The 14,048-nt window shown below is 53.3% G+C and carries 14 protein-coding genes; 13 read left to right on the top strand and 1 reads right to left on the bottom strand.

The window, feature by feature from the left end:
- The first annotated feature begins 286 nt into the window (after positions 1-286).
- A complete protein-coding gene (locus tag HEN21_RS23280; protein ID WP_105285681.1) occupies positions 287-340 on the top strand; it encodes a hypothetical protein in 54 nt (17 codons plus the stop codon).
- Here the strand turns inward: HEN21_RS23280 and queG are convergent.
- Positions 323-1,462 carry a tRNA epoxyqueuosine(34) reductase QueG gene (queG, locus tag HEN21_RS05005; protein WP_176252607.1) on the bottom strand — a complete coding sequence of 380 codons (1,140 nt, stop codon included), beginning with the start codon at positions 1,460-1,462 and terminating at the stop codon, positions 323-325. The genes HEN21_RS23280 and queG overlap by 18 nt on opposite strands.
- Between queG and nnr the strand changes: the two genes are divergently transcribed.
- The 12 genes from nnr to nsrR all read left to right on the top strand — a co-directional run bounded on the left by nnr (position 1,461) and on the right by nsrR (position 14,010).
- Positions 1,461-3,008 carry a bifunctional ADP-dependent NAD(P)H-hydrate dehydratase/NAD(P)H-hydrate epimerase gene (gene nnr / locus HEN21_RS05000; protein WP_176252606.1) on the top strand — a complete coding sequence of 516 codons (1,548 nt, stop codon included), beginning with the start codon at positions 1,461-1,463 and terminating at the stop codon, positions 3,006-3,008. The genes queG and nnr overlap by 2 nt on opposite strands.
- Positions 2,980-3,441, top strand: coding sequence for a tRNA (adenosine(37)-N6)-threonylcarbamoyltransferase complex ATPase subunit type 1 TsaE (gene tsaE / locus HEN21_RS04995; protein ID WP_000981977.1), 462 nt, complete (start codon positions 2,980-2,982; stop codon positions 3,439-3,441). The genes nnr and tsaE overlap by 29 nt, the downstream gene beginning before the upstream one ends.
- A 17-nt stretch (positions 3,442-3,458) precedes the next feature.
- On the top strand, positions 3,459-4,796 hold the full coding sequence (gene amiB / locus HEN21_RS04990) for an N-acetylmuramoyl-L-alanine amidase AmiB (protein WP_016159970.1): 1,338 nt from the start codon (positions 3,459-3,461) through the stop codon (positions 4,794-4,796).
- 9 nt (positions 4,797-4,805) lie between these two features.
- On the top strand, positions 4,806-6,653 hold the full coding sequence (gene mutL / locus HEN21_RS04985) for a DNA mismatch repair endonuclease MutL (RefSeq protein ID WP_105286339.1): 1,848 nt from the start codon (positions 4,806-4,808) through the stop codon (positions 6,651-6,653).
- The gene (gene miaA / locus HEN21_RS04980; RefSeq protein ID WP_001280353.1) at positions 6,646-7,596 is read left to right on the top strand and encodes a tRNA (adenosine(37)-N6)-dimethylallyltransferase MiaA; all 951 of its coding nucleotides are present in this window, start codon (positions 6,646-6,648) and stop codon (positions 7,594-7,596) included. The genes mutL and miaA overlap by 8 nt, the downstream gene beginning before the upstream one ends.
- An 85-nt stretch (positions 7,597-7,681) precedes the next feature.
- On the top strand, positions 7,682-7,990 hold the full coding sequence (gene hfq, locus HEN21_RS04975; RefSeq protein WP_001051883.1) for an RNA chaperone Hfq: 309 nt from the start codon (positions 7,682-7,684) through the stop codon (positions 7,988-7,990).
- Between the two features lie 75 nt (positions 7,991-8,065).
- Positions 8,066-9,346 (top strand): ribosome rescue GTPase HflX, encoded by a 1,281-nt coding sequence (gene hflX, locus HEN21_RS04970; protein WP_176252605.1) that lies wholly within the window; start codon positions 8,066-8,068, stop codon positions 9,344-9,346.
- An 86-nt stretch (positions 9,347-9,432) separates the two neighbouring features.
- Positions 9,433-10,692: an FtsH protease activity modulator HflK gene (gene hflK, locus HEN21_RS04965; protein WP_105285676.1), complete on the top strand. Its 1,260-nt coding sequence runs from the start codon at positions 9,433-9,435 to the stop codon at positions 10,690-10,692.
- Between the two features lie 2 nt (positions 10,693-10,694).
- Positions 10,695-11,699, top strand: a complete 1,005-nt coding sequence (gene hflC, locus HEN21_RS04960; RefSeq protein ID WP_001232411.1) for a protease modulator HflC — start codon at positions 10,695-10,697, stop codon at positions 11,697-11,699.
- A gap of 81 nt (positions 11,700-11,780) precedes the next feature.
- On the top strand, positions 11,781-11,978 hold the full coding sequence (locus HEN21_RS04955; protein WP_001089300.1) for a DUF2065 domain-containing protein: 198 nt from the start codon (positions 11,781-11,783) through the stop codon (positions 11,976-11,978).
- Between the two features lie 103 nt (positions 11,979-12,081).
- The gene (gene purA, locus HEN21_RS04950) at positions 12,082-13,380 is read left to right on the top strand and encodes an adenylosuccinate synthase (RefSeq protein ID WP_000527955.1); all 1,299 of its coding nucleotides are present in this window, start codon (positions 12,082-12,084) and stop codon (positions 13,378-13,380) included.
- Between the two features lie 204 nt (positions 13,381-13,584).
- Positions 13,585-14,010 (top strand): nitric oxide-sensing transcriptional repressor NsrR, encoded by a 426-nt coding sequence (nsrR, locus tag HEN21_RS04945; protein WP_001177639.1) that lies wholly within the window; start codon positions 13,585-13,587, stop codon positions 14,008-14,010.
- Positions 14,011-14,048: the final 38 nt, after the last annotated feature.

Genomic DNA, 14,048 nt, shown 5'->3' with positions numbered 1-14,048 from the left:
GCACGACCTTGCCAAGGTCGGGGTCGCGAGTTCGAGTCTCGTTTCCCGCTCCAAATTCTCCTCTCAATAAACTATCCACAGCGACGCGATGCGTTATTGCTGGTTTTTGTTGTCTCTGACAAACTCTTGTAAACAGAGTTATCCACAGGTTCAGGCTGTAATCTTAATTTCAGAAAAACTTCGCACGGTGAATAGTAAATTCTTAACGTGTTGATATTTAAATTGAAAATTAAGGTTTCGATTTGTCGTATTGATCGCTTGACGATTTTTTCCGGCTTGAATTGCAATACGTTTTTATTTTTATTCACAAGCTGTGGATGAATCAGGCGTCGCGTGGTAAGCCCTTTTCAATCACCCGAACAAGACGCTGTTTTTTCGGTAGTTGAACCTCAACCACGCATGCATTTCGTCGCTCGATTTGCTGCGCAATCGCCCACGCTATGTGCTCATCAAGAAGTGGGTGCTCACCTTTGCGACTCTCCAGCGCCGCCAGAATCGTTTCATCCCAGGGCGCATTGCCTAATGCCACGGCGATATTACGCAGCCAGCGCAGGTGACCTATACGGCGAATCGCCGAACCTTCCGTGACTTTTAAAAACTTCTCTTCGCTCCAGGCGAATAACTCAATGAGTTCCGGTGCGTGTAGCGGCTTACGCGGGCTGAAATCGTCTTCTGTAGTGAGTTGCGAATAGCGATTCCACGGGCAGATAAGCTGGCAGTCATCGCAACCGTAAATACGGTTTCCCATTAACGGTCGCAACTCTTCCGGGATCGCCCCTTCCAGTTCGATGGTGAGATAAGAGATACAGCGGCGAGCATCGACGGTATATGGCTCGACGATGGCACCGGTCGGGCAAATCGTCATACAGGCCACGCATTTACCGCATCCTTCCTCGACTGGTTGATCCACAGGTAACGGAATATCAACCAGCAGCTCGCCTAAAAAGAAGAACGAACCGGCTTCGCGATTGAGGATAAGTGAGTGCTTACCTGTCCAGCCAAGTCCCGCTTTTTCAGCCAACGGGCGCTCAAGAACAGGCGCAGAATCGACAAACGGTCTAAAATTCAGCGAAACACAATGTTGCTGAATCATCTCGCCCAGCTTTTTGAGTCGGTTGCGCAGAAGTTTGTGATAGTCACGACCCAGCGCATAACGGCTAACATAGCCGAGTTTGGGATTTTTCAGCGTGCTGGCAAATGCGGCGTTGGCAGGCAGGTAATTCATCCGCACGCTGATCACACGCAGCGTACCGGGCAATAACTCGTGGGGGCGGGCGCGCAGCATACCGTGACGTGCCATCCAGTCCATTTCGCCATGGTATTGTTTGTCCAGCCATGCTTGCAGTTTTGGCTCGGACTCGCTGAGATCGGTGTCGGTAATACCCACCTGCTGAAAGCCCAGTTCCAGCCCCCACTGTTTAATTTTTTGCGCTAACTGATTGAGATCGAGGGGCTCTGACATGACGGACCATACAATGAAGAAAAACCCCGTAAGTATACCACACACCGTCTGGCACGCCGACGATATCCGACGTGGTGAACGCGAAGCGGCAGACGCGCTGGGGCTAACGCTCTATGAGCTGATGCTTCGCGCGGGTGAAGCCGCGTTTCAGGTGTGTCGTTCGGCTTATCCTGACGCCCGCCACTGGCTGGTGCTGTGCGGTCATGGCAATAACGGCGGCGATGGCTACGTGGTCGCGCGGCTGGCAAAAGCGGTCGGTATTGAGGTTACGTTGCTGGCTCTGGAGAGCGACAAACCGTTACCGGAAGAGGCTGCGCTGGCATGCGAAGCATGGTTAAACGCGGGAGGCGAGATCCATGCCTCGAATATTGTCTGGCCCGAGTCGGTGGAGTTGATTGTTGATGCGCTGCTCGGCACAGGCTTGCAGCAAGCGCCCCGCGAATCTATTAGCCAATTAATCGACCATGCTAATTCCTGTCCTGCGCCGATTGTGGCGATTGATATCCCTTCCGGCCTGCTGGCACAAACCGGAGCCGCGCCAGGCGCGGTGATCAACGCCGATCAAACCATCACTTTTATTGCGCTGAAACCAGGTTTGTTAACCGGCAAAGCGCGGGATGTTACCGGGCAACTGCATTTTGACTCGCTGGGACTGGACTGTTGGCTGGCAAGTCAGGAGACGAAAATTCAGCGGTTTTCTGCAGAACAACTTTCTCACTGGCTGAAACCGCGTCGCCCGTCTTCGCATAAAGGCGATCATGGGCGGCTGGTGATTATCGGTGGCGATCACGGCACGGCAGGGGCTATTCGTATGGCGGGAGAAGCGGCGCTGCGTGCTGGAGCCGGTTTAGTCAGAGTGCTGACCCGCAGCGAAAACATTGCGCCGCTGCTGACCGCACGTCCGGAATTGATGGTGTTCGAGTTGACGGATAAATCTTTAACTGAAAGCCTGGAATGGGCCGATGTGGTGGTGATTGGTCCCGGTCTGGGCCAGCAAGAGTGGGGGAAAAAAGCCCTGCAAAAAGTGGAGAATTTTCGCAAACCGATGTTGTGGGATGCCGATGCATTGAACCTGCTGGCAATCAATCCCGATAAGCGTCACAATCGCGTGATCACGCCGCATCCTGGCGAGGCCGCACGGTTGTTGGGCTGTTCCGTAGCAGAAATTGAAAGTGACCGCTTACATTGCGCCCAACGTCTGGTACAACGTTATGGCGGCGTAGCGGTGCTGAAAGGTGCCGGAACCGTGGTCGCAGCAAACCCTGATGACTTAGGCATTATTGATGCCGGGAATGCAGGCATGGCCACTGGCGGCATGGGCGATGTGCTCTCTGGTATTATTGGCGCATTGCTTGGGCAAAAACTGTCGCCATATGATGCCGCCTGTGCTGGATGTATCGCACACGGCGCGGCGGCTGACGTGCTGGCGGCGCGTTTTGGTACGCGCGGGATGCTGGCAACCGATCTCTTTTCCACGCTACAGCGTATTGTTAACCCGGAAGTGACTGATAAAAACCATGATGAATCGAGTAATTCCGCTCCCTGATGAGCAGGCAACATTAGACCTGGGCGAGCGGGTAGCCAAAGCCTGCGATGGCGCAACCGTAATCTATCTGTATGGCGATTTAGGCGCAGGTAAAACCACCTTTAGCCGGGGCTTTTTACAGGCTCTGGGTCATCAGGGTAATGTCAAAAGCCCCACTTATACGCTGGTCGAACCCTATACGCTCGACAACTTAATGGTTTATCACTTTGATTTGTACCGCCTTGCCGATCCCGAGGAGCTGGAGTTTATGGGGATCCGCGATTATTTTGCCAACGATGCCATCTGCCTGGTGGAGTGGCCACAACAAGGTACAGGTGTTCTTCCTGACCCGGATGTCGAAATACACATTGATTATCAGGCACAAGGCCGTGAGGCGCGCGTGAGTGCGGTCTCCTCTGCGGGTGAATTGTTGCTGGCGCGTTTAGCCGGTTAACCTTTGAAGGTGGCGGGATGATGTATCGCATCAGAAATTGGTTGGTAGCGACGTTGGTGCTGCTGTGCGCGCAGGCTGGCGCCGCTACGCTCTCTGATATTCAGGTTTCTAATGGCAATCAACAGGCGCGGATAACGTTAAGTTTTATTGGCGATCCTGACTATGCATTTAGCCATCAAAGCAAACGCACCGTGGCGCTCGATATCAAACAAACGGGTGTGATTCAGGGGCTGCCGTTGTTGTTCAGTGGTAATAATCTGGTGAAGGCGATTCGCTCTGGAACGCCAAAAGATGCGCAAACGCTGCGTTTGGTGGTGGATCTCACCGAAAACGGTAAAACCGAAGCAGTGAAGCGGCAGAATGGTAGCAATTACACCGTTGTCTTTACGATTAACGCCGATGCGCCGCCACCGCCTCCTCCGCCGCCAGTGGTTGCTAAACGTGTTGAAACGCCAGCCGTTGTTGCACCGCGCGTCAGCGAACCGGCGCGCAATCCGTTTAAAACCGAGAGCAACCGGGCTACGGGTGTCATCAGTAGCAATACGGTGACGCGTCCGGCAGCGCGCGCGACGGCTAACACTGGCGATAAAATTGTCATCGCTATTGATGCCGGACACGGCGGCCAGGATCCTGGCGCTATCGGCCCTGGCGGTACGCGGGAGAAAAACGTCACCATCGCCATCGCACGTAAATTGCGTACTTTGCTCAATGATGATCCGATGTTTAAGGGCGTTCTAACCCGTGACGGAGATTACTTTATCTCGGTGATGGGGCGCAGCGATGTGGCACGTAAGCAAAACGCCAATTTCCTTGTGTCGATTCACGCTGATGCCGCTCCGAATCGCAGTGCTACCGGCGCTTCCGTATGGGTGCTCTCTAACCGTCGTGCAAACAGTGAAATGGCAAGCTGGCTGGAACAGCACGAGAAACAGTCGGAGCTGCTGGGCGGGGCAGGCGATGTGCTGGCGAACAGTCAGTCTGACCCGTATTTAAGCCAGGCGGTGCTGGATTTACAGTTCGGTCATTCCCAGCGGGTAGGGTATGATGTGGCGACCAGTATGATCAGCCAGTTGCAACGCATTGGCGAAATTCATAAACGTCGACCAGAACACGCCAGCCTTGGCGTTCTGCGTTCGCCGGATATCCCGTCAGTACTGGTAGAAACCGGTTTTATCAGCAACAACAGCGAAGAACGTTTGCTGGCGAGCGACGATTACCAACAACAGCTGGCAGAAGCCATTTACAAAGGCCTGCGCAATTACTTCCTTGCGCATCCGATGCAGTCTGCGCCGCAGGGTGCAACGGCACAAACGGCCAGCACGGTGACGACGCCAGATCGCACGCTGCCAAACTAAGGATTATTGATGCCAATTCAGGTCTTACCGCCACAACTGGCGAATCAGATTGCCGCAGGTGAGGTGGTCGAGCGACCTGCGTCGGTAGTCAAAGAACTGGTGGAAAACAGCCTCGATGCGGGTGCGACGCGTATCGATATTGATATCGAACGCGGTGGGGCGAAACTTATCCGCATTCGTGATAACGGCTGCGGTATCAAAAAAGATGAGCTGGCGCTGGCGCTGGCTCGTCATGCCACCAGTAAAATCGCCTCTCTGGACGATCTCGAAGCCATTATCAGCCTGGGCTTTCGCGGTGAGGCGCTGGCGAGTATCAGTTCGGTTTCCCGTCTGACGCTCACTTCGCGCACTGCGGAACAGCAGGAAGCCTGGCAGGCTTATGCCGAAGGGCGCGATATGGACGTGACGGTTAAACCGGCGGCGCACCCGGTGGGAACGACGCTGGAGGTGCTGGATCTGTTCTACAACACTCCGGCGCGGCGCAAATTCCTGCGCACCGAGAAAACCGAATTTAACCATATCGATGAAATCATCCGCCGCATCGCGCTGGCACGTTTTGACGTCACTATCAACTTATCGCATAACGGCAAAATCGTACGCCAGTACCGCGCAGTGCCGGAAGGCGGACAAAAAGAACGCCGTTTAGGGGCGATTTGTGGCACCGCTTTTCTCGAACATGCGCTGGCGATTGAATGGCAGCACGGCGATCTCACGCTGCGCGGCTGGGTGGCAGATCCGAATCACACCACGCCCGCACTGGCGGAAATTCAGTATTGCTACGTGAATGGGCGCATGATGCGCGATCGCCTGATCAATCATGCGATCCGCCAGGCCTGCGAAGATAAACTGGGCGCCGATCAGCAACCGGCGTTTGTGCTGTATCTGGAGATCGACCCGCATCAGGTGGATGTCAACGTGCACCCCGCCAAACACGAAGTGCGTTTCCATCAGTCGCGTCTGGTGCATGACTTTATCTATCAGGGCGTGCTGAGCGTGCTACAACAGCAACTGGAAACGCCGCTGCCGCTGGATGATGAACCACAACCTGCACCGCGCGCCATCCCGGAAAACCGCGTAGCCGCAGGGCGTAATCATTTTGCAGAACCGGCAGTTCGTGAGCCGGTAGCTCCACGCTACACTCCTGCGCCAGCATCAGGCAGTCGCCAGTCTGCTCCCTGGCCGAACGCGCAACCGGGCTACCAGAAACAGCAAGGTGAAGTGTATCGCCAGCTTTTGCAAACGCCTGCGCCGACGCTCAAACCAAAAGCGCCAGAACCTCAGGAACTTACGCTGGCCTCGAATGGTCAAAGCTTTGGTCGGGTGCTGACTATCGTCCATTCCGACTGTGCGCTGCTGGAGCGCGACGGCAACATTTCACTTTTAGCCCTGGCGGTAGCGGAACGCTGGCTGCGTCAGGTGCAACTGACGCCGGGGGAATCGCCAGTTTGCGCTCAGCCGTTGCTTATTCCGTTGCGGTTAAAAGTCTCTGGTGAAGAAAAATCGGCATTAGAAAAAGCGCAGTCTGCTCTGGCGGAGTTAGGCATTGAATTTCAGTCTGATGCGCAGCATGTGACCATCAGAGCCGTGCCTTTACCCTTACGCCAACAAAATTTACAAATCTTGATTCCTGAACTGATAGGCTACCTGGCGAAGCAGTCCGTATTCGAACCTGGCAATATTGCGCAGTGGATTGCACGAAATCTGATGAGCGAACACACGCAGTGGTCAATGGCTCAGGCTATTACCCTGCTGGCGGATGTAGAACGGTTATGTCCGCAGCTTGTGAAAACGCCGCCGGGTGGTCTGTTACAATCTGTTGATTTACATCCGGCGATAAAAGCCCTGAAAGATGAGTGATATCAGTAAGGCGAGCCTGCCTAAGGCAATTTTTTTGATGGGGCCGACGGCCTCCGGTAAAACTGCGCTGGCTATTGAGCTGCGTAAAATTTTACCAGTAGAGTTGATAAGCGTTGATTCTGCCCTTATTTACAAAGGGATGGATATCGGGACGGCGAAGCCGAACGCTGAAGAGTTACTCGCCGCGCCGCACCGATTGCTGGATATTCGCGATCCGTCGCAGGCTTATTCGGCTGCTGATTTTCGTCGCGATGCGTTGGCGGAAATGGCCGATATCACGACGGCGGGGCGGATCCCGCTGTTAGTGGGCGGTACTATGTTGTATTTCAAGGCGTTACTGGAGGGGTTGTCGCCGCTACCGTCGGCGGACCCGGAAGTACGAGCCAGAATTGAGCAACAAGCGGCAGAGCAAGGTTGGGAGTCATTGCATCGTCAACTGCAGGAGATCGATCCTGTTGCGGCAGCAAGGATTCATCCAAATGATCCACAAAGGCTTTCCCGGGCACTGGAAGTTTTTTTCATTTCGGGTAAAACTTTAACGGAACTGACGCAAACGTCAGGAGACGCTCTACCGTATCAGGTGCATCAGTTCGCCATCGCCCCGGCGAGCCGTGAACTGCTCCATCAACGAATTGAGCAGCGTTTTCATCAGATGTTGGCTTCAGGTTTTGAAGCAGAAGTCCGGGCGCTTTTTGCCCGAGGAGATTTGCATACGGATTTGCCTTCCATTCGTTGCGTGGGTTATCGCCAGATGTGGTCTTACCTTGAAGGCGAAATCTCATACGATGAAATGGTTTATCGAGGTGTTTGCGCCACGAGACAGTTGGCGAAGCGGCAGATAACCTGGCTGCGTGGTTGGGAAGGGGTTCACTGGCTTGACAGTGAAAAACCAGAACAGGCGCGTGACGAAGTATTACAGGTTGTTGGTGCTATCGCAGGCTGAATGTGTACAATTGAGACGTATCGTGCGCAATTTTTTCAGAATCGAAAGGTTCAAAGTACAAATAAGCATATAAGGAAAAGAGAGAATGGCTAAGGGGCAATCTTTACAAGATCCGTTCCTGAACGCACTGCGTCGGGAACGTGTTCCAGTTTCTATTTATTTGGTGAATGGTATTAAGCTGCAAGGACAAATCGAGTCTTTTGATCAGTTCGTGATCCTGTTGAAAAACACGGTCAGCCAGATGGTTTATAAGCACGCGATTTCTACTGTTGTCCCGTCTCGTCCGGTTTCTCATCACAGTAACAACGCCGGTGGCGGTACGAGCAGTAACTACCATCATGGTAGTAGCGCGCAGAATACTTCCGCGCAACAGGACAGCGAAGAAACCGAATAAGGTTTCGGGCTGTTTTTTTACACGGGGAGCCAGCGATCCTGCGTTCCCCGCTGATCTATTTAGAGGGTTTTACGCTTGTTTGACCGTTATGATGCTGGTGAGCAGGCGGTGCTGGTACACATCTATTTTACGCAAGACAAAGATATGGAAGACCTCCAGGAGTTTGAATCTCTGGTTTCTTCCGCCGGTGTCGAAGCATTGCAGGTGATTACCAGTAGCCGTAAAGCGCCACACCCAAAGTATTTTGTAGGTGAAGGTAAAGCAGTTGAAATTGCGGAAGCTGTCAAAGCGACGGGTGCTTCGGTCGTTCTTTTTGACCATGCCCTGAGCCCAGCGCAAGAGCGTAACCTGGAGCGTTTGTGCGAGTGTCGTGTCATCGACCGCACCGGCCTTATTTTAGATATTTTCGCCCAACGTGCGCGTACCCATGAGGGTAAGTTGCAGGTTGAGCTGGCGCAGCTGCGCCATCTGGCTACGCGCCTGGTGCGTGGCTGGACCCACCTTGAAAGACAGAAAGGCGGGATCGGTTTGCGTGGTCCGGGTGAAACCCAGCTCGAAACCGACCGTCGTTTGTTGCGTAATCGCATCGTGCAGATACAGTCGCGCCTGGAAAGAGTTGAAAAGCAGCGTGAGCAGGGGCGGCAATCGCGTATCAAAGCCGACGTTCCTACTGTTTCGCTGGTGGGATATACCAACGCCGGTAAATCTACCCTTTTCAATCGCATTACCGAAGCACGGGTCTATGCGGCAGACCAGTTGTTTGCCACCCTCGATCCGACGTTGCGGCGTATTGACGTCGCGGATGTCGGTGAAACCGTGCTGGCAGATACCGTAGGGTTTATTCGCCACTTGCCGCACGATCTGGTGGCGGCGTTTAAAGCCACGTTACAAGAGACGCGGCAAGCCACATTGCTGCTGCACGTCATTGATGCGGCAGATGTGCGTGTACAAGAAAACATCGAAGCGGTGAATACGGTTCTTGAAGAGATCGATGCTCACGAGATCCCAACCCTGCTGGTGATGAATAAGATCGATATGCTGGAAGATTTCGAACCGCGTATTGATCGGGACGAAGAGAACAAACCGATCCGTGTCTGGCTTTCTGCGCAGACCGGAGCGGGGATACCACAGCTTTTTCAGGCTTTGACGGAGCGGCTTTCCGGTGAGGTGGCGCAGCATACATTGCGTCTGCCGCCGCAGGAAGGGCGTCTGAGAAGTCGTTTTTATCAGCTTCAGGCAATAGAAAAAGAGTGGATGGAGGAGGACGGCAGTGTAAGTCTGCAAGTTCGTATGCCGATTGTTGACTGGCGTCGCCTCTGTAAACAAGAACCGGCGTTGATCGATTACCTGATCTAACCGGCAAAGCGTCTGAAGCGTGGAGTCATATCCTCTGGCGTCGAAAGACAACAGGGATCACCGCATAACAAATATGGAGCACAAACATGGCGTGGAATCAGCCCGGTAATAACGGACAAGACCGCGACCCGTGGGGAAGCAGCAAACCTGGCGGCAACTCTGAGGGAAATGGAAACAAAGGCGGTCGCGATCAAGGGCCACCTGATTTAGATGATATCTTCCGCAAACTGAGCAAAAAGCTCGGTGGTCTGGGCGGCGGTAAAGGCACCGGATCTGGCGGTGGCAGTTCATCGCAAGGCCCGCGCCCGCAGCTTGGCGGTCGTGTCGTTACCATCGCAGCGGCAGCGATTGTCATTATCTGGGCGGCCAGTGGTTTCTACACCATTAAAGAAGCCGAACGCGGCGTGGTAACACGCTTTGGTAAATTCAGCCATCTGGTTGAGCCTGGTCTGAACTGGAAACCGACATTTATCGACGAAGTTAAACCGGTGAACGTGGAAGCCGTGCGTGAACTGGCAGCTTCTGGTGTGATGCTGACGTCGGACGAGAACGTAGTGCGCGTTGAGATGAACGTGCAGTACCGCGTCACCAATCCGGAAAAATATCTGTATAGCGTGACCAGCCCGGATGACAGCCTGCGTCAGGCTACCGACAGCGCCCTGCGTGGAGTTATCGGTAAATACACCATGGACCGCATTCTGACGGAAGGTCGTACCGTGATTCGTAGCGATACTCAGCGCGAACTGGAAGAGACTATCCGCCCGTATGACATGGGTATCACGCTGCTGGACGTCAACTTCCAGGCTGCTCGTCCGCCGGAAGAAGTAAAAGCGGCGTTTGACGATGCGATTGCCGCGCGTGAAAACGAACAGCAATACATTCGTGAAGCAGAAGCGTATACCAACGAAGTTCAGCCGCGTGCGAACGGTCAGGCGCAACGTATCCTCGAAGAGGCGCGTGCGTACAAGGCTCAGACTATCTTGGAAGCTCAGGGTGAAGTGGCGCGCTTTGCTAAACTTCTGCCGGAATATAAAGCCGCGCCGGAAATTACTCGCGAGCGTCTGTATATCGAGACGATGGAAAAAGTGTTGGGCAACACCCGCAAAGTGCTGGTTAACGACAAAGGTGGCAACCTGATGGTTCTGCCGTTAGACCAGATGCTGAAAGGGGGTAACGCGCCTGCGGCGAAGAGCGACAACGGTGCCAGCAATCTGCTGCGTCTGCCGCCAGCCTCTTCCTCCACGACCAGTGGGGCAAGCAACACGTCGTCCACCAATCAGGGCGATATTATGGACCAACGCCGCGCCAACGCGCAGCGTAACGACTACCAGCGTCAGGGGGAATAACGATGCGTAAGTCAGTTATCGCGATTATCATCATCGTGCTGGTAGTGCTTTACATGTCTGTCTTTGTCGTCAAAGAAGGTGAGCGCGGTATTACGCTGCGTTTTGGTAAGGTACTGCGTGACGATGACAACAAACCTCTGGTTTATGAGCCGGGTCTGCATTTCAAGATACCGTTCATTGAAACGGTGAAAATGCTCGACGCGCGTATTCAGACCATGGACAACCAGGCCGACCGCTTTGTGACCAAAGAGAAGAAAGACCTGATCGTCGATTCTTACATCAAATGGCGCATCAGCGATTTCAGCCGTTACTACCTGGCAACGGGTGGTGGCGACATTTCGCAAGCGGAAGTGCTGTTGAAACGTAAGTTCTCTGACCGTCTGCGTTCTGAAATTGGTCGCCTGGATGTGAAAGACATCGTCACCGATTCCCGTGGTCGTCTGACTCTGGAAGTGCGTGACGCGCTGAACTCTGGTTCTGCGGGTACTGAAGATGAAGTCACTACCCCAGCAGCAGATAACGCTATTGCCGAAGCGGCAGAGCGCGTAACGGCTGAAACGAAGGGTAAAGTTCCGGTCATCAACCCGAACAGTATGGCGGCGCTGGGTATTGAAGTTGTCGATGTGCGTATTAAGCAGATCAACCTGCCGACCGAAGTGTCTGAAGCGATTTACAACCGTATGCGCGCTGAGCGTGAAGCGGTAGCGCGTCGCCATCGTTCACAAGGTCAGGAAGAAGCAGAAAAATTGCGCGCGACTGCCGACTATGAAGTGACCAGAACGCTGGCAGAAGCAGAGCGTCAGGGTCGTATCATGCGCGGTGAAGGCGACGCTGAAGCTGCCAAACTGTTTGCTGATGCATTCAGCAAAGATCCGGACTTCTACGCATTCATCCGTAGCCTGCGTGCCTACGAGAATAGCTTCTCCGGTAATCAGGACGTGATGGTCATGAGCCCGGACAGCGATTTCTTCCGCTACATGAAGACGCCGAGCTCCGCGACGCGTTAAGATAACGACTGCGGTACAGGTCAATAAAGCCACCGCATCCTCAGGGATGTCGGTGGTTTTCTTTTTCTATAAGGATAATGAATGAATTCGACAATCTGGCTGGCGCTTGCCCTGGTTTTGGTGCTGGAAGGTTTAGGGCCGATGCTTTACCCGCAGGCATGGAAGAAGATGATCTCTGCGATGACCAATTTGCCCGATAATATTTTACGTCGTTTTGGTGGGGGACTTGTGGTTGCGGGCGTTGTGGTCTACTACATGTTGAGGAAAACGATTGGCTGAACAAAAAATAGACTGATTAAGGTCATTTTTGGATGCAAAAAGTGCTGTAACTCTGAAAAAGCGATGGTAGAATCCATTTTTAAGCAAACGGTGATTTTGAAAAATGGGTAACAACGTCGTCGTACTGGGCACCCAATGGGGTGACGAAGGTAAAGGTAAGATCGTCGATCTTCTGACTGAACGGGCTAAATATGTTGTACGCTACCAGGGCGGTCACAACGCAGGCCATACTCTCGTAATCAACGGTGAAAAAACCGTTCTCCATCTTATTCCATCAGGTATTCTCCGCGAGAATGTAACCAGCATCATCGGTAACGGTGTTGTGCTGTCTCCGGCCGCGCTGATGAAAGAGATGAAAGAACTGGAAGACCGTGGCATCCCCGTTCGTGAGCGTCTGCTGCTGTCTGAAGCATGTCCGCTGATCCTTGATTATCACGTTGCGCTGGATAACGCACGTGAGAAAGCGCGTGGCGCGAAAGCGATCGGCACCACGGGTCGTGGTATCGGGCCTGCTTATGAAGATAAAGTTGCACGTCGCGGTCTGCGTGTTGGCGACCTTTTCGACAAAGAAACCTTCGCTGAAAAACTGAAAGAAGTGATGGAATATCACAACTTCCAGTTGGTTAACTACTACAAAGCTGAAGCGGTTGATTACCAGAAAGTTCTCGATGATACGATGGCTGTTGCCGACATCCTGACTTCTATGGTTGTTGACGTTTCTGACCTGCTCGACCAGGCGCGTCAGCGTGGCGATTTCGTCATGTTCGAAGGTGCGCAGGGTACGCTGCTGGATATCGACCACGGTACTTATCCGTACGTAACTTCTTCCAACACCACTGCGGGTGGCGTGGCGACCGGTTCTGGCCTGGGCCCGCGTTATGTTGATTACGTTCTGGGTATCCTCAAAGCTTACTCCACTCGTGTAGGTGCAGGTCCGTTCCCGACTGAACTGTTTGATGAAACTGGCGAGTTCCTCTGCAAGCAGGGTAACGAATTCGGCGCAACTACGGGTCGTCGTCGTCGTACCGGCTGGCTGGACACCGTTGCCGTTCGTCGTGCGGTACAGCTGAACTCCCTGTCTGGCTTCTGCCTGACCAAACTGGACGTACTGGATGGTCTGAAAGAGGTGAAACTCTGCGTGGCTTACCGTATGCCGGATGGTCGCGAAGTGACCACCACTCCGCTGGCAGCTGACGACTGGAAAGGTGTAGAGCCGATTTACGAAACCATGCCGGGCTGGTCTGAATCCACCTTCGGCGTGAAAGATCGTAGCGGCCTGCCGCAGGCGGCGCTGAACTACATCAAGCGTATCGAAGAGCTGACTGGTGTGCCGATCGATATCATCTCTACCGGTCCGGATCGTACTGAAACCATGATTCTGCGCGACCCGTTCGACGCGTAATTCTGGTGTGCCCGGCAGATATTTTGCCTGCTGGGCTAGCAGTGTGATACATTACTGCGTCGAGTAAGCCATTACGCTTTCCGACGCAGTGTTAAATCCTCGCTTTTTTCCTTCCCCAAACTGAAATAAATTAGCGACACAGCTTGTGGCTGGTTTATCATCAATGTAAATGTATTTTTTCCCGATTTCCCTTTTGAGGTTGATGTGCAGTTAACGAGTTTCACTGATTACGGATTACGTGCGCTGATCTACATGGCGTCATTGCCAGAAGGGCGGATGACCAGTATTTCTGAAGTGACTGACGTCTACGGCGTCTCCCGTAATCATATGGTCAAAATAATCAATCAACTTAGTCGTGCCGGCTACGTGACTGCTGTTCGTGGAAAAAATGGCGGCATTCGCCTGGGTAAACCAGCGAGTGCGATACGTATTGGTGATGTGGTGCGCGAGCTGGAACCCTTATCGCTGGTGAATTGCAGTAGCGAGTTTTGCCACATTACACCTGCCTGTCGGTTGAAACAGGCACTTTCTAAGGCCGTGCAAAGTTTTCTTACGGAACTGGATAACTACACGCTTGCCGATTTGGTTGAAGAGAATCAACCGCTTTATAAATTATTGCTGGTGGAGTGACGAAAATCTTCATCAGAGATGACAACGGAGGAACCGAG

The organism is Escherichia sp. 93.1518, from assembly GCF_013368915.2.
Lineage (GTDB): Bacteria > Pseudomonadota > Gammaproteobacteria > Enterobacterales > Enterobacteriaceae > Escherichia > Escherichia ruysiae.
The sequence above is the reverse complement of the archived record's forward strand: the minus strand, read 5'-3'. Positions and strand labels throughout refer to the sequence as shown.

Bases quoted from the DNA above. Each gene is read 5' to 3' on its own strand.
- nnr (WP_176252606.1), top strand. From the start codon at position 1,461: ATGACGGACCATACAATGAAGAAAAACCCCGTAAGTATACCACACACC.
- queG (WP_176252607.1), bottom strand. From the start codon at position 1,462: ATGTCAGAGCCCCTCGATCTCAATCAGTTAGCGCAAAAAATTAAACAG.
- tsaE (WP_000981977.1), top strand. From the start codon at position 2,980: ATGATGAATCGAGTAATTCCGCTCCCTGATGAGCAGGCAACATTAGAC.
- amiB (WP_016159970.1), top strand. From the start codon at position 3,459: ATGATGTATCGCATCAGAAATTGGTTGGTAGCGACGTTGGTGCTGCTG.
- mutL (WP_105286339.1), top strand. From the start codon at position 4,806: ATGCCAATTCAGGTCTTACCGCCACAACTGGCGAATCAGATTGCCGCA.
- miaA (WP_001280353.1), top strand. From the start codon at position 6,646: ATGAGTGATATCAGTAAGGCGAGCCTGCCTAAGGCAATTTTTTTGATG.
- hfq (WP_001051883.1), top strand. From the start codon at position 7,682: ATGGCTAAGGGGCAATCTTTACAAGATCCGTTCCTGAACGCACTGCGT.
- hflK (WP_105285676.1), top strand. From the start codon at position 9,433: ATGGCGTGGAATCAGCCCGGTAATAACGGACAAGACCGCGACCCGTGG.
- hflC (WP_001232411.1), top strand. From the start codon at position 10,695: ATGCGTAAGTCAGTTATCGCGATTATCATCATCGTGCTGGTAGTGCTT.
- HEN21_RS04955 (WP_001089300.1), top strand. From the start codon at position 11,781: ATGAATTCGACAATCTGGCTGGCGCTTGCCCTGGTTTTGGTGCTGGAA.
- purA (WP_000527955.1), top strand. From the start codon at position 12,082: ATGGGTAACAACGTCGTCGTACTGGGCACCCAATGGGGTGACGAAGGT.